We start from the raw sequence: 14,825 nt of genomic DNA, 5'->3' as shown, positions 1-14,825 counted from the left end.
ATAGGTCCAAGGTGACCCTCCCGAATCAGGCATCGGACCTAACGGTGCTGATCGAGGGTCGATCGTGTTTTCATAAGTCACCTTCACCTCAGGTTCATTCCATATCGTTAGGTGCTCATGCCCATAGATCGACAGACTCTCCTATCCATCGCGAAATCCGTTCGCTCCAGCGCCAGATCCGTGCGAGCGCAGATTTCGCCGATTCATCCGAAGGGGTATCCCTTCGTCGGTGGCTTTGCATTGGCCACCATCATCTTGTTCTGGATCTGGAGCCCGCTGGGCTGGATCGGAACGCTGCTGACAATTTGGTGTGCGCTTTTCTTCCGCAATCCCGCCCGTGTGACGCCAATCCGAGAGGGCCTTGTCGTCTCGCCCGCGGACGGACGAATCTCAATGATCGCTTCGGTTGTGCCGCCCGCCGAACTCGAGCTTGGCGAGATGCCGCTGCAGCGCATTTCGATTTTCATGAGCGTGTTCAATTGCCACGTTAATCGCAGTCCAGTCGCGGGGCGGATCGAACGGATTGCCTATCGCCCGGGCAAATTCATCAATGCCGAACTCGACAAAGCGAGTGAGGACAACGAGCGCAACGCACTCGTGATCTCAACGCCGAATAACGGGCCGGTGGGCGTGATCCAGATTGCGGGGCTGGTTGCGCGCCGTATCGTCTCTTTCGTGCATGAGGGACAGACGGTCGAAGCGGGCGAACGCTTCGGGCTGATCCGGTTCGGCTCGCGGCTGGACGTCTTTCTGCCGGAGGGGACGCAATTGTTGGTGTCCGAAGGCCAGACCGCGGTCGCCGGCGAGACGGTGTTGGCGGATTTCCAGCAAACAGACGGCAGTCGGACCTTTCGAACCAGTTGACCGTTGAGTACCTTGCCGGGGTGCCTAGCGGATAGCAGCCCCGGCAAGGCCTTCCTATATGGGGGACGTGCACACGTCATACGACCCGAAATCATCCGAGATGCGCCGCCGCCGGTTTCGTCCGATCCCGGTACGGATGCTGGTGCCAAATTTCATCACGCTGCTTGCGATTTGCGCGGGACTAACGGCGATCCGGCTCTCGACCGAGGGACGGATGGAGCTTGCGGTCGCGGCCATCGTATTCGCGGCCGTGCTCGACGGGCTCGACGGACGGGTGGCTCGGATGATCAAGGGCCAGTCGAAGTTCGGCGCGGAACTCGACAGTCTCGCCGACTTCGTCAATTTCGGTGTAGCGCCCGGCCTGATCCTCTATTTCTGGCAGCTGCACGATCTCAGCAATGTTGGCTGGATCGCGGCGATGATATTTGCGATCAGCGGCGGCCTGCGGCTCGCCCGCTTTAATGCGACGATGAATGATCCAAACAAACCGGCCTTCGCTGCGAATTTCTTCACCGGCGTTCCTGCGCCGGCGGGTGCGATCGCGGTGCTTCTGCCGATCTATCTTTCGTTTCTCGGCATACCGCAGCCCCCCGCGGTATTAACGGCGTTTTACACGTTGCTAATCGCGATCCTCATGGTGTCGCGGCTGCCGGTCTTTTCCGGCAAAGCGGTCGGGATGCGCGTGCAGCCGGAGCTCGTGCTGCCGGTATTCGTGTCGGTGGTATTCTTCATCGCGCTCTTGATCAGTTACCCTTGGGTTGTCCTTTCCTTCGGCTCGATTATTTTTCTGTTGACCCTTCCGATCGGTTGGAAATCCTATCGTGATCAGGATCTCAAGGCGGCCGTGCAGGAAACGTTTCCCGATGCGCCGTCATCCGCGGGAGCAGCCTCGCCATCCGCCGAGGCTGGCTCGCCCACCATTCCGGTCCGGCAGCGCAAGCCAGACAACCGGTCTTCCCGTCCGCATTGAGACCCCTGCGGAAAGCAACCGGGCAGCCGGACCATTGTGCGCTTGAGCGGAAATATTCAGTGATCGTTGGTCGCCGGCGGCGACCGGGCAATCTATCCATCGAAGATGGGATGCGGGAACTCTAGCGCGTTTACTTCACGCGAACCGGTGCCCATCCTCGGGTCAAGCCCCAGGACATGCTTCGCTCGAAAACGCTAGAGGTCCCCAGCGCTATTCCCCGACCGGCTGCGCGCCACCGCACAAGACACCACAGCATCGTTGATCTCTTGTCTAAAGCTGCTGTGGTTCGACGTTAACACATTGGCAACAGTTACCTTTCCGGTAACGGGTCTTTAATGGCGCAAAAGCTAGGGTATTCAGGCGTGACTCAGAACGGTTCGCGCCGCCGTCCAGGATGGCCGGTCGAGTACGCGTGGGGTTCATCATGGATATCATGACCGGTGCCGGACTTGCTTTCGGCATGATCGTAGTCGCTATGATGATCTTCATGGGTGGCGATCTGCACATGTTCGTCAGCGAACATGCGATGATCATCATTTTCGGCGGTTCGATCGCCGCGACGATGATCCGCTTCCCGCTCGGTGCGATTCTGCACGGCCTGCCGCTCGGCGCCAAGTTCGCCTTCACCATGAGCAGGCTGTCGGCGCGCGACCTTGTCGATGAACTGGCGCGGATTGCGGAGATCGCCCGCAAGCAGGGACCGGTAGGTCTGGAGAAAGTCGAGACCAACGAGCCGTTCCTCGCCAAGGGAATCCGCTTCGTCGCCGACGGCTACGACCTCGAATTCATCCGCGACAATCTCGAGCGCGACCGCGACAATTTTCTCATGCACCTCGATGAGGGAAGCAAGATCTACCGCGCAATCGGCGATTGCGCGCCGGCGTTCGGCATGATCGGCACTCTGATCGGCATGGTGCAGATGTTCGCCAACATGACCGATCCTTCCAAGCTGGGGCCGTTCATGGCGACCGCGCTGCTCGCGACGCTTTACGGCGCGCTCGTCGCCAACCTGTTCTGCCTGCCGATCGCGGATAAGCTCCACGGCAAGCTGCTGGACGAGGAAACCAATCGTACCTTGATCATAGACGGCATCCTGATGATCCGGGATTCGAAGAGCCCGGCGCTGGTGCGCGAAATGCTGCTGGCCTATTTGCCGGAAAAGCATCGCCACGAAGAAGGCGAGCCGGTTCCGGCCTAGGCGTTTTCAAGAATGGATACCGGTTCGCGTGAAGACAACGCGTCAGATCAAAAATCATAGAGCCACGCCTCTGATTCTTTCAGAAGCGGCAAGGCTCTAGTCGGGAAACCAGCGATGGCCAAAAAGAAGCGCGGCGATGCGCATGGCGGAGGGCACGGCTGGTTCGTCACGTTCGCGGATCTGATGGGCCTTATGATGAGCTTCTTTGTGATGCTTGTCGCATTCTCCACGATGGATAATCAAAAGCTCAAGATCGTCGCGGGCTCGATGCGCGATGCCTTCGGCTCCCAGACCCAGGTGCGATATTCCGGCATCATCGAATCGGATGGGCTGCCGACGCGGCCCAAGCTGAAGAATGCCGCGCGCGTCCCGCCGGATGAAACCTCCACGACCCCGACCCCCGATGAACAGGAGCGTTCCAAGACTGCCGGCGCTCGCCTCAAGACGGATCGCGAGTTCGCGCTTGCGTCCGCGTCGCTGCGACAGGCGCTGCAGGATATGCCGGAACTGACCGAGCTCTCCAAACACATCATGTTCGAGGAAACCAAGGAAGGCCTCAACCTGGAAATCGTTGACCAGGATGGTCGGTCCATGTTCGCGGAGGGTTCAAAACAACCTTATGAGCGGACGCGGATGCTGGTCAGTAAGCTTGCGGCTCCGCTCGCGGCGACGCCGTTTCGGATCTCAGTTACCGGCCATACGGCTGCGAACTTCATCGCAATGCGCAGCGATTATGACGGCTTCGACCTGTCGGCGGACCGCGCCAACGTTGTTCGTCAGATCCTTGAGCGGGAAGGGCTACCTCCGAGTCATGTCTTCGCAGTATCGGGCAAGTCGGACAGCATGCCTTTGTTTCCGGACGATCCGTCACTGGCGGCAAATCGGCGCGTGACCATTACCTTGATGCGCGAGCCTCCTCCGTTGCCGCCGAATTTGAAACCCTGATTTGCCGCAAGTACTATGTTACCGGACGAAGTTGTCGGCTCCGGGCAGGTTGGTGGCAGACTGTCAATGTTATTCGATGATTGACGGACCGGTGCTTGTGCGCGATAGCCCGGATCAAAACCATCATCAGAGCGTTGGCACGATACCATGGCCGTCAGCGATCCAACTGCCGGAGCCAAAGGCGAAGCTCCGGCGAAGACGAGCGGCCTTTGGTCGTTAACGCTCGGAAGCATCGGCGTGGTCTTCGGCGATATCGGAACGTCGCCCCTGTACGCTTTCCGCGAGGCTGTCGATCACGCCGCGCAACAAGGCGCGGTGACGCCTGCGATCGTGCTCGGTGTGCTGTCGCTGATCCTGTGGTCGCTCTTTATCGTCGTGACTGCGAAATACGTTCTCCTGCTGCTGCGTGCCGACAACAACGGGGAGGGCGGAACGCTGTCGCTGATGGCACTCGGGCAGCGAGCGCTGGGGCGGCGGAGTTTGCTTCTGCTGGCGCTCGGCGTGGTCGGCGCCTCAATGTTCATCGGCGATTCCATGATTACGCCGGCTATCTCGGTGTTGTCCGCTGTCGAAGGATTAAAACTCGCCGCGCCGGGGCTCCAGGATTACGTCGTTCCACTGACAGTGGTGATTCTGATTATGCTGTTCGCGGTGCAGAGTCACGGCACCGCGCGGGTTGCTTCGGCGTTTGCTCCGGTGATGGCGCTGTGGTTCGTGACGATTGCAGTCCTCGGCGTTCTGCACATTCACGAGGATCCGAATGTGCTGTTGGCGGTGAATCCCTGGTACGCCATTCACTTCCTGCTTAATCACGGTGTGCTCGGCCTCGTCATCATGGGCCTGGTTTTTCTGTCGGTCACGGGCGGCGAGGCGTTGTACGCCGATCTCGGCCACTTCGGCCGCAAACCAATTCAGGTGGCCTGGTTCTGTCTGGTGTTGCCATCGCTGCTGCTGAACTATTTCGGACAGGGGGCGCTGGTCCTCGCCCATCCCGACGCCATCGACAACACCTTCTACCGTCTGGCACCCGCGCCGTTGATCCTGCCGCTCGTCATTCTGGCAACCGCTGCCACGGTGATCGCCAGTCAGGCAGTCATTACAGGCGCCTATTCGCTGATCCGTCAGGCTGTGCAACTCGGCCTGCTGCCACGCTTCGAGGTGCGCTACACATCCGAGACCCATGCTGGTCAGATTTACCTGCCGCGCGTCAACATGCTGTTGCTGATCGGCGTGCTGATGCTGGTGCTGTTATTCCGCACCTCCAGCGGCCTCGCGTCCGCCTACGGGATAGCTGTATCCACCACAATGGTCGCCGACGGCATCATGGGCTTTGTTGTTGTCCGGAAGCTGTGGAACTGGCAGGCAGCGACGGCGACGGCGCTGGTTGCCCCGCTTGTCGTTGTCGACATGATGTTTTTCAGCGCCAATCTGCTCAAGCTGTTTGATGGGGCATGGGTGCCGCTTTTGTTCGGCATCGCCATGGTGGTGCTGATATGGACATGGCGCCGTGGCGTGGCGATTCTCATCAAAAAAACCAGGCGCATTGAGGTGCCGCTTCAGGATCTCATTCAAGGCCTCGAAAAGCGGCCGCCGCACATCGTCAAGGGCACGGCGGTGTTTCTGACCAGCGATCCCGACTTCGTGCCCACTGCGCTTCTACACAATCTGAAGCACAACAAGGTTCTTCACGAGCACAACGTCATCCTGACGATCGAAACCGCGCAAACACCCCGCGTCGATCCCGCCGAGCGCGTGCGCATGGAAAACATCAGCGAAAAATTCTCGGTCGTCACCCTCCGCTTCGGCTTCATGGAATCGCCGAATGTTCCGAAAGCTTTGGTGATCGCGCGCAAGCTTGGTTGGCAGTTCGATATCATGTCGACTTCGTTTTTTGTCTCGCGCCGGTCGCTAAAGGCGTCCGCGCACTCGGGAATGCCTGCTTGGCAGGATCGGCTATTCATTGCGCTGAGCCGGTCGGCCAACGATGCCATCGACTATTTCCAGATTCCGACCGGGCGCGTTGTCGAGGTAGGAACGCAGGTCATAATTTAACGGTTCGCCCCCGTCGTTATGCAATTTTGCATAACTGTGGCCTGAAATCAGGACGTGCCATGCGTTAAGCGCGGGACTATAAGCCCGGCGCTTTGCTTATGCGGTGAAGCGTTTCGAGGCTTTTATCCTATGACGAGTGACAGTGCAGTTTCTGCCGCGGCGACGCCGGCAGCGAACGGATTTGGCGAAACCCATTCCACGGCCGGCTTCAAGGCGTTGACGCTCGGCAGCATCGGGGTGGTCTATGGTGATATTGGCACCAGCCCGCTTTACGCGCTCCGTGAGGCGGTCGTTGCCTCCGGCGCGACAGGAAGCGCGGCGGGTCCGCAAGTGGTGCTGGGTGTCCTCTCGCTGATCTTGTGGGCGCTCATTGTCGTGGTGACGCTGAAATACGTCCTGATCCTGCTGCGGGCGGACAACCACGGCGAGGGCGGAATCCTGGCGCTGATGGCGCTGGCGCAGCGCGCCGCGAGCCGGCGCGGGGCAACTGTCGTGCTGCTCGGCATCATCGGCGGTGCGCTGTTCTATGGGGATGCCGTCATCACGCCGGCGCTGACGGTGCTGTCGGCGATCGAAGGTATCAAGCTGGCCACCTCGGCACTGGATCCGTATGTAGTGCCGATCACGGTGATTATTCTGCTGGCCTTGTTCGCAGTCCAGTCACGCGGGACGGCGCGCGTCGCCACTTTCTTCGGACCTATGATGTGTGTCTGGTTTGCGGTCATCGCCGCTGCGGGCATTCCACAAATCATGCAGCATCCTGAAGTCTGGCTGGCGTTCAATCCGCTCTACGCAACCACATTCATGATGCATCACGGCGTTGTCGGATTCATCACGCTTGGCGCCGTGTTTCTGGCGGTGACCGGTGCCGAGGCGCTCTATGCCGACCTCGGTCACTTCGGCAAGCGGCCGATTCAGACCGCGTGGCTCGCGATCGTGCTGCCGTCGCTTGTGCTGAATTATCTCGGACAAGGCGCGCTTCTGATTGCCCATCCGGAGGCGATCGAGAATCCGTTCTTCCTCTTGTTCCCTGCATGGTCGCTCGTTCCGGTCGTGGTCATGGCGACCGTCGCCTCGGTGATTGCAAGCCAAGCCGTCATTACCGGCGCCTATTCGCTGACGCGTCAGGCAATCCAGCTAGGACTGCTGCCGCGATTTGAAATTCGTCACACCTCGGAGGCGCATTCCGGCCAGATCTACATGCCCCGCGTCAATATGATGCTCGTCATCAGCGTTGTGCTGTTAGTGCTGATGTTCCGTTCGTCCAGCGCGCTGGCGTCCGCATACGGCATCTCCGTTACGGGAACGATGGTCGTCACCGCGATGATGGGATTTGTCGTCATCTGGAAGGTTTGGCGCTGGCCGGCGGTCGCAGCTGCCGCTCTGATTGCGCCCTTCCTGCTGCTTGATCTCACTTTCCTCGCGGCAAATTTGTTGAAGGTCTTCGATGGCGGCTGGGTGCCGCTGGCGCTTGGCGCGATCGTGATGCTGCTGATGTATACGTGGCGTCGCGGTAGCCGGCTTTTGTTCGAAAAATCCCGCAAGCTCGAATTTCCGCTGCTCGATCTGGTGACGATGCTGGAAAAACGGCCGCCGCAGCGTGTGCCTGGGACCGCTGTGTTTCTGACCAGCGACCCGAACTGCGCTCCGACCGCGCTGATGCATAGTCTGAAACATTACAAGGTGCTTCACGAGAAGAACGTTATTCTCACCATCGAGACCGCGCCGACGCCGCGGATCGAGACTGGCGACCGGGTGCGGCTGAAGGAGATCAGCGCTACATTTTCGCGCGTGACGCTCCGGTTCGGTTTCATGGAAAGTCCCAACGTCCCGAAATCGCTCGCCATCGCGCGAAAGCTCGGTTGGCAGTTCGATATCATGGCGACGTCGTTTTTTCTGTCGCGACGGTCGCTGAAACCATCCGCGCAGTCCGGAATGCCGCGCTGGCAGGATCGCCTGTTCATCGCGCTGAGCCGATCGGCCAACGATGCGACGGATTATTTCCAGATTCCGACCGGGCGCGTTGTCGAAGTGGGAACGCAAGTCATCATTTAGACAAGTCATCATTTAGAGTCTGGCGGCGCTTGATTTTATGGGCGCAAGGGGCGACCTTGCGCTGCCGGAGAGCGGACGAGCAGCGGGCGAACGCCCAATGCAAAGTGCAAGGGAGACTGCGTTGGCGGATCAGAGTTTTGTCGTTCACGATTTGTCGCCGGAAGAGGTGTCGAAAGGCATTGCCGACGGCCGCTACCTGCTGGTCGACGTGCGCGAGCCGAACGAGATCGCGGCGGAGGCTTTTCCGGACGCGGTCGTTGTCGCTCTGTCGGCCTTTGATCCTGCGGCGATTCCCGACCCGCAAGGCAAGCAGGTCGTGTTTGCCTGCCGCTCCGGCAAGCGCTCGGTGACTGCTTCGCTGGCGGCGCAGGAGGGAGGCCTTGCTTACGACAAGCATCTCGCCGGCGGGATTCTTGGATGGAAGGCGGCAGGATTGCCGACGCGGCCTGGCGGCTGAGAGTTGATGCTCTCGATGAACAAGGTCTTCGCCGACCTGCCGGTTACCATTTTCGAGACCATGTCGCAGCTTGCGCGTGATAACGATGCCATCAATCTCGGGCAGGGTTTCCCCGACGATCCGGGTCCGGAGGATATCCGGCGCGCGGCGGCAGACGCCGTTCTCGAGGGCTACAATCAATATCCATCGATGATGGGAATTCCGGAGTTGCGGCAGGCGATCGCCGCTCACTACCACCACTGGCATGGCCTCTCGGTCGATCCGGCGACCGAGGTTATGGTCACCTCTGGCGGCACGGAAGCGTTGACCAGCGCCATTCTTGCCATGGTCGAGCCTGGCGACGAGGTCATTGTTTTTCAGCCGGTCTACGACTCCTATCTCCCGATCATCAGACAGGCCGGCGGCATTCCGCGCTTGGTTCGTCTGGAGCCGCCGCACTGGCGGATCACGGAAGATGCGCTGCGCGGCGCTTTCACGCGCAAGACCAAGGCGGTGCTTTTCAACAATCCGCTCAATCCAGCCGCGGTGGTCTATCCGCGCGAGGATCTGGAGTTGCTGGCGCGGTTTTGCCAGGAGTTCGATGTGGTCGCGATCTGCGATGAGGTCTGGGAACATGTCGTCTTCGATGGCCGCGAGCATATTCCGCTGATCACCATTCCCGGTATGCGCGAACGCACTATCAAGATTGGCTCGGCCGGGAAGATATTTTCGCTCACCGGCTGGAAGATCGGCTTCGTCTGCGCTGCGCCGCCGCTGCTGCGGGTCACCGCGAAGGTGCATCAGTTTCTCACCTTCACGACGGCACCCAATCTTCAGGCTGCGGTTGCCTACGGCCTCACCAGGCCCGACGATTTCTTTTTCGAGATGCGCCGCGAGCTGACGCGACGCCGGGACCGTCTCACTCGTGGTCTTGAAGACATTGGATTTCCCGTACTGCCCTCACAGGGAACCTATTTTTTGACGGTGGACCTTGCGCCGCTCGGCCTCAATGAAACCGACCAGGCGTTCTGCAGGCGTATCGTGACGGACTATAAGGTCGCGGCGATCCCGGTTTCCGCGTTTTATGAACGGGATGCGATCACCTCGGTCGTGCGTTTCTGTTTCGCAAAGAAGGATGCCACGCTCGACAGCGCGCTGCAGCGCTTGTCCGACGCGATGCATGCTCTTTAGGACGATGCAAGCGATGATTCAAAATCGATACACATGGATATCTGTTATCGGCGCGTTCGCGCTAGGCCTGGGCGTGTTGTCGACACCGCGCGCCGATGCCGCCGCGCGAGTCGTCAATTTCTACAATTGGTCGAACTACATCGCGCCGGGCGTGCTCGAGGCCTTTACTAAGGAAACCGGAATCGAGGTGGTCTACGACACCTTCGACGCCAATGAGACGCTCGAAACGCGGCTCCTTGCCGGCAAGTCGGGATATGATGTCGTGGTGCCAACGGCATACTTCCTACAGCGTCAGATCGGCGCGAATACCTTTCGGAAATTAGACAAGTCGAAGCTGCCGAATCTGGCCTCCGCTTGGCCGGAGGTGGCGAAGAAGCTCGCAGTGTACGATCCCGACAATCGGTATGCCGCGAACTACATGTGGGGTACGACCGGCATCGGCTACAACGTCAAAGCGGTGCAGCGCATTCTTGGACCCGACGGCAAGATCGATAGTTGGAATATCATCTTCGATCCGAACAAGCTCGCAAAGTTCAAGGACTGCGGCATTCAGATGCTCGATTCCGCGGATGATATCTTGCCTGCGGCGCTCAACTTTCTGGGCCTCGATCCGAATTCGACAAAAAAGAACGATCTCGAACAGGCGGCGGCTCTCGTTAGTAAGATCAAGCCCTATGTCCGAAAATTTCATTCCTCGGAGTATTTGAACGGTCTTGCCACTGGCGAGATCTGCCTGGTCGTCGGCTGGTCCGGCGATATCAAGCAGGCCCGAAGCCGCGCGGCGGAGAGCCATAACGGTGTCGAGATCGGCTATGCGATTCCGAAAGAAGGCGCGCAGATGTTCTTCGACAATCTGGCCATTCCCACGGATGCCAAGAACGTCGCTGAAGCCTATGAATTGATCAATTATCTCTATCGACCTGACGTCGCGGCGAAGAATTCCGACTTCCTATCTTACGCCAATGGCAATTTGGCCAGCCAGAAGCTGATCGATTCGAAAATCTTCAATGACAAAACGATCTATCCGGACAAGGCCGTGATGAAACGGCTGTTCGTCATCACTTCGCGCGATCCTGCAACCCAACGTTCGATCAACAGACTCTGGTCGCACGCAAAGACAGGGTGGTAGCAGGACACTTTCTTGCGGCTAACCGGATTCCACCTTGCCGGAAAATGCTCTAGCGCCAGCGGCGGTGCAGCCACAGCCATTGATCGGGGTATTCGCGGATCCAGCCTTCGATCACCGAGGTGATGACCTGCATCGTTCCCTGCACGTCGATTTGCCCGTTTGCATCCCGCGCCGGTGTAATCTCGTCCGACAATTCGGCACGGAAGCGATGGTCCGGCAGGCGGATGATCCGCACGCCATGGATCGGGCATTCGATCTGCCGCAAGAGACGCGCTAGCGTGGGATTGGCCTTGGTCTTTCGCCCGAAGAACGTGACGTCGACGCCGTTGGTGAAATACTGGTCTACCAGCATGGCGACATGCTGACCGTTTTCCAGCGCTTGCGCTAATCTGAACGGGGCCTCGCGACCTGCCGGGATCAGCGTCCCCATATTGACAGAACGCAATTGTTCGATTGCGCGATCGGCCGATGCGATGTTCGGCCGGCGATATAAAATTGCCGCATTGAGCCCATGCGCGACGGCGGCGACCGCGGGTAGCTCCCAGTTGCCGAGGTGGCTTGCGAAAATCAGCGCCGGCTTGCCGTCGTCGCGTAGTCGCTCAAATAGCTTTCTGCTCTTTGGCTCGATTTCAACGCGGCCGTTTCCAAGACAGTCAGGATCAAGATCCCAGACGTGATCGAGATGAGCGAACTCCGCGCCGATCCGGCCAAGGTTGTCCCATACTCCGGTCAGAATCCTCTCGATTTCGTCTGATGACTTTTCGGGAAAGGCCGCGGTGAGGTTAGCGCGACCGATCTTCTGTTCGCGCAGCATCGGTCCGATCTTCTGCGTGATCCGGCCGAACAGATTTGCGGTTTTGATCGGATCGAAATAGCGCGTCGCTCGCAACAATCCGATCGTCAATGCGCCGATAGCGGCTCCACTCACGGGTTTGACCACGTCGCGCAGTCGGGCGCGGGTTTGAAGGAGGAGGGGGGGCATCAGAACTGGCCGTCACACCGGTTCGCGCGCCAGGATTAGCGACGCGTTCTGACCCCCGAATCCGAACGAGTTCGACATCACGGTGGTAATGCGCGCATCGCGAGCTGTATTGGGAACGACATCGAACGGGATCGCCGGGTCCGGTACGTCATAGTTGATGGTCGGCGGTATGCGTTGGTGCTCGAGCGTCAGGAGCGAAAACACCGCCTCGACGGCCCCCGCCGCCGAGAGGGTATGACCGACCATGGATTTGTTTGACGATACCGGGATCTGCCTGGCGCGCTCGCCGAAAACGCTTGAGATGCCGAGATATTCCATCTTGTCGTTTTCGGGCGTGCCGGTGCCGTGTGCATTGATGTAATCGATCTGCTCGGTGGTCACGCCGGCGTCTGCCAGCGCGTTGCGAACGCATCCGATGATCGGTTTGCCGTCGGGGCTCGAACGCGTGCGGTGGAAGGAATCGGCGAGCTCGCCGCATCCCGCCACGATGCCGAGGATTCTCGCGCCTCGCGCGGTCGCCGCCTCGAAGCTTTCGAGTACCAGCGCGCCTGCCCCCTCGGCCATCACGAAGCCGTCGCGGTTCTTGGAAAACGGCCGTACCGCGGCCTGCGGAGGATCGTTCTGGGTCGAGAGCGCCGACAGCAGTGAGAACCGGATCAGCGCTTCGGGATTGACCGAGCCATCGGTCGCGACGCACAGCGCTGCCTCGGCCTCGCCGCGGCGGATCGCTTCGACGCCGAGTTGAATTGCGGTTGCTCCCGATGCGCAGGCCGTCGATAGCGAGATGGGCGAGCCCTTGGTGCCGAAGGTGTCGGCGAGATGATCGGCAACGGAGCCGAACAGGAAGCGGCGGTGATACCGCTTGAACGCGCCGCCGCCGCTGACCCGCAGTATTTGATCGTAGTCGATCTCGGTATCCGAGCCGATGAGGCGGCCGAGTTCGTGACGCTGCGGCCATTCGAGTTCGACCGGGGCGACCGCGAGAAACAGCGGGCCCGGAAAATCGCCGGCGCTGCCGATATCAGCCTGGGCGATGGCTTCTTCGGTCGCGATATCCGCAAGCCGTTCCGAGAGATCGGTCGACGTGAACGGCTCGACCGGGACGAAATCGATGGTCCCCGCCATCGTGGTTCTCAGGCCGTCGGTCGGAAAACGTGTGATTGTCCTGATACCGGATTCACCCGCGCAAAGTCTGGCCCAGTTGTCGGTTTTGCCGGAGCCGAGAGACGTCACGACGCCCATGCCGGTAACCACGACGACGGGCCTGCCGGATTTGTCGCGCATTGCGGTCATGGTTCCCCCGTCGAATCCTTAAGTCGGCTCAGCCGATCGCCTCGACCAGCGCCATGCCTTCGCCGCGCCAGTGTCCGGCTCCGATCACGACAATCTGGGTCGGCGGCCTGGACATATCAATCTCCTCGCCCGATGGATGGGCAGGTGCGAACAACGCGCCGCGCGACAGCGATAACGCGGCGATGGCGAGACCCAGCGGAAACTGCGCTTCCATGGTGTGACCGAACATTGTTCCGGTCGCGCGGACCGGGATGTCCGGATGAGCACGGAGGAACGCACGCTCTTCCGACGTGACCGGCTCGGCGCCGGTGGCGCCCGTGATGATCGCGGTGGCATTCGTGCGGCCGCCAAGTTTCGACCACAGCGATTCCAACGTTGATGCGGTGTCGCCGGAGCTTTTGCGCCGTGAATGATCGGCGACGACATTGGTCAGGCGCGCAAACGGCTTGGCGCCGCGGGCCTCGGCATGGGGGCGGGATTCAATCACCAGAAAAGCGCCGCCTGACCCGAGCGCGAAACCGCTGTTGTGCTCGCGCGCCCATACCGGCGCGTATTCGTTTTTCAGGTTGAAGTCGCCGAACTCGTAGAGCAGCAGCATATCCTTGCGCTCGCCGTTATGGGCAGCGCCGACCAGAACGATGTCGCTTTGACCGGCTGCAATTCGTGCGAGCGCGATGCGCACCGCATCGACGCCGGCAGCCTCTTCGCCCATGAATGTGCGCGACGAGCCGGTAACGCCGTGGACGATGGCAATGTTGCCGGCGAGAAGATTGGATAGTTGCGCCAGGAAAAGTGTCGGCCGCAGGTCGTTCATCAGCCGTTCGTTGAGAAAGCCGGGAGCGGAGTTGCCCTTTGCCTCGGCGTTCAGAATTCCGGAGTCGACGACAAGGTCGCGTTCGCCGCCACCCGCGGCGACGATCATGTCCATCCGCCCCAGTATATCCGTGTTGCCTTTGACACCGGCGGAATCGAGCGCCAGTCCAGCGGCGTATGTGCCGATGCGCTGCCAGGCTTCCATCTGGCGCTGGTCGCCTTTTTTTGGAATCTGCGCGTCGAAGCTGACGGGCGCCAGCGGATGAACGATGTGGGGCGCGAAGCTCTTCTCATCGGCGTTGATACGCCGTTGATTCAGCGCGTCCCAATGCGCATCAAGGCCCTCGCCGAGTGACGTGGCAAGCCCGATGCCGGTGATCCAGGCTTCAATCGGTGCTGAACGCGATGATATCTCAGCCATGCGCAATCATCTGTTGCGGGAATCCGATGCGGCCGGCCATGGTCTCCATGTAGCCACGCAAGTCGTCATTGGGAAAAGGCACCTGACGGAACGTCAGCGTCGCATTGCATTTCGGCTTTCCGCCGACGCTGACTTTCGCACTGGTGATGGTGAAACCGGAGCCTTCGTGAACGACGGCTGCCTCGATCGTCAACAATTCGCCAGGTGTCACGAACGTCCTCATCTTGGCTTCCTTAACCGCGGCCAGAAAGGGCATTCGCTCGAATTTGGTCAGCGCGATCAACAGCCAGCCGGAGGCTTGCGCCATCGACTCGATCAGAAGCACGCCGGGCATCAGGGGATGCCCCGGAAAGTGTCCCTCGAAGATGGTGCTTTCCCGGGGAACCTGCGCTTCGACGGTTATCGATCGCTCTTCCGTCCTTAGGTCGGTGATGCGATCGATCAAATGGAAATATTCGAGGTGCATGACCGCGTGA

General features: G+C 60.0%; 13 protein-coding genes. 9 read left to right on the top strand and 4 right to left on the bottom strand.

Annotation, left to right across the window (positions count from 1 at the left end; all coding sequences use genetic code 11):
- The first annotated feature begins 117 nt into the window (after positions 1 to 117).
- From ACZ5IL_RS16045 to ACZ5IL_RS16005, 9 genes are all read left to right on the top strand, one after another.
- The gene (locus ACZ5IL_RS16045; protein WP_079446277.1) at positions 118 to 864 is read left to right on the top strand and encodes a phosphatidylserine decarboxylase; all 747 of its coding nucleotides are present in this window, start codon (positions 118 to 120) and stop codon (positions 862 to 864) included.
- A gap of 100 nt (positions 865 to 964) precedes the next feature.
- Positions 965 to 1,834: a CDP-diacylglycerol--serine O-phosphatidyltransferase gene (gene pssA, locus ACZ5IL_RS16040; protein ID WP_464596917.1), complete on the top strand. Its 870-nt coding sequence runs from the start codon at positions 965 to 967 to the stop codon at positions 1,832 to 1,834.
- A 424-nt stretch (positions 1,835 to 2,258) separates the two neighbouring features.
- The gene (locus ACZ5IL_RS16035; protein ID WP_425908923.1) at positions 2,259 to 3,032 is read left to right on the top strand and encodes a motility protein A; all 774 of its coding nucleotides are present in this window, start codon (positions 2,259 to 2,261) and stop codon (positions 3,030 to 3,032) included.
- Positions 3,033 to 3,146: 114 nt separating this feature from the next.
- On the top strand, positions 3,147 to 3,977 hold the full coding sequence (locus ACZ5IL_RS16030) for a flagellar motor protein MotB (RefSeq protein ID WP_464593015.1): 831 nt from the start codon (positions 3,147 to 3,149) through the stop codon (positions 3,975 to 3,977).
- Between the two features lie 147 nt (positions 3,978 to 4,124).
- Entirely contained in the window at positions 4,125 to 6,029 is a 1,905-nt protein-coding gene (locus ACZ5IL_RS16025; protein WP_464593013.1) for a potassium transporter Kup, read from the top strand.
- A gap of 129 nt (positions 6,030 to 6,158) precedes the next feature.
- Positions 6,159 to 8,084, top strand: coding sequence for a potassium transporter Kup (locus ACZ5IL_RS16020; protein WP_464593011.1), 1,926 nt, complete (start codon positions 6,159 to 6,161; stop codon positions 8,082 to 8,084).
- A 97-nt stretch (positions 8,085 to 8,181) separates the two neighbouring features.
- Complete coding sequence (locus tag ACZ5IL_RS16015; protein WP_464593010.1) at positions 8,182 to 8,541, top strand: rhodanese-like domain-containing protein; 360 nt, start codon at positions 8,182 to 8,184, stop codon at positions 8,539 to 8,541.
- Between the two features lie 6 nt (positions 8,542 to 8,547).
- Positions 8,548 to 9,711 (top strand): aminotransferase, encoded by a 1,164-nt coding sequence (locus ACZ5IL_RS16010; protein WP_464593008.1) that lies wholly within the window; start codon positions 8,548 to 8,550, stop codon positions 9,709 to 9,711.
- 13 nt (positions 9,712 to 9,724) lie between these two features.
- Positions 9,725 to 10,840, top strand: coding sequence for a polyamine ABC transporter substrate-binding protein (locus tag ACZ5IL_RS16005; protein WP_464593006.1), 1,116 nt, complete (start codon positions 9,725 to 9,727; stop codon positions 10,838 to 10,840).
- Between the two features lie 49 nt (positions 10,841 to 10,889).
- Here the strand turns inward: ACZ5IL_RS16005 and ACZ5IL_RS16000 are convergent, their stop codons facing one another.
- The 4 genes from ACZ5IL_RS16000 to ACZ5IL_RS15985 are packed head-to-tail and all read right to left on the bottom strand — an operon-like array spanning position 10,890 to position 14,815.
- Positions 10,890 to 11,822: a lipid A biosynthesis lauroyl acyltransferase gene (locus tag ACZ5IL_RS16000; RefSeq protein WP_464593004.1), complete on the bottom strand. Its 933-nt coding sequence runs from the start codon at positions 11,820 to 11,822 to the stop codon at positions 10,890 to 10,892.
- Between the two features lie 12 nt (positions 11,823 to 11,834).
- Positions 11,835 to 13,115, bottom strand: coding sequence for a beta-ketoacyl-ACP synthase (locus ACZ5IL_RS15995; RefSeq protein ID WP_309775372.1), 1,281 nt, complete (start codon positions 13,113 to 13,115; stop codon positions 11,835 to 11,837).
- A gap of 28 nt (positions 13,116 to 13,143) precedes the next feature.
- On the bottom strand, positions 13,144 to 14,349 hold the full coding sequence (locus ACZ5IL_RS15990; RefSeq protein WP_464593002.1) for a beta-ketoacyl-ACP synthase: 1,206 nt from the start codon (positions 14,347 to 14,349) through the stop codon (positions 13,144 to 13,146).
- Positions 14,342 to 14,815: a 3-hydroxyacyl-ACP dehydratase FabZ family protein gene (locus tag ACZ5IL_RS15985; protein ID WP_464593001.1), complete on the bottom strand. Its 474-nt coding sequence runs from the start codon at positions 14,813 to 14,815 to the stop codon at positions 14,342 to 14,344. The genes ACZ5IL_RS15990 and ACZ5IL_RS15985 overlap by 8 nt, the downstream gene beginning before the upstream one ends.
- Positions 14,816 to 14,825: the final 10 nt, after the last annotated feature.

It is taken from the genome of Nitrobacter sp. CN101 (assembly GCF_055390255.1).
The sequence above is the reverse complement of the archived record's forward strand: the minus strand, read 5'-3'. Positions and strand labels throughout refer to the sequence as shown.